Origin of the sequence: Salinispora sp. H7-4 (genome assembly GCF_013416675.1) — a bacterium.
Taxonomy (GTDB): Bacteria; Actinomycetota; Actinomycetes; order Mycobacteriales; family Micromonosporaceae; genus Micromonospora; species Micromonospora vitiensis.
In genome coordinates, this window is record NZ_JABZED010000011.1 from 1,909 (window position 1) to 2,334 (window position 426).

The 426-nt window shown below is 66.0% G+C and carries 1 pseudogene; it reads left to right on the forward strand.

Annotated elements, in window-relative coordinates:
* Nucleotides 1–426 (forward strand): annotated as a pseudogene (locus tag H0524_RS24615) (DUF346 domain-containing protein); the annotation flags it as partial.

A 426-nucleotide genomic window follows, 5' to 3' on the forward strand; every position in this document is an offset into this window, starting at 1 on the left:
CGTATCCGGGCTCATACCACCAGCGCTACCTCACCAGCGACAACTGCGGTCGCCCCACCGAAACTGTCGCGGGGCGGGCGTTCGGGTTCGGTAACGGCCAGCACTATGTGGCCGTCGGATCAGCCGGGACCCTGCAGAACCTGTCGTGGTCGCCGGAGTCGGGATTGGTCCAGGCCGACTGGGGCGGCGGATCGTTGACCGGTAAGGCGGTGGGGTACGCGCACGCCAACCAGCAGCACGTGTTCGCCCGGGGAAGCGACAACACGTTGCGACACTGGTGGTTCGCGCCGGGAATGGACGCCCCGGGAATGGACAACTGGGACACGGAGGGACGGGTCCATTCGAATCCCACCGGGTTCGCGTACGGCAATCAGCAGCATGTCTTCTACCGGAACCCGGACGGGCGGTTGGAGCATCGGTTCTACG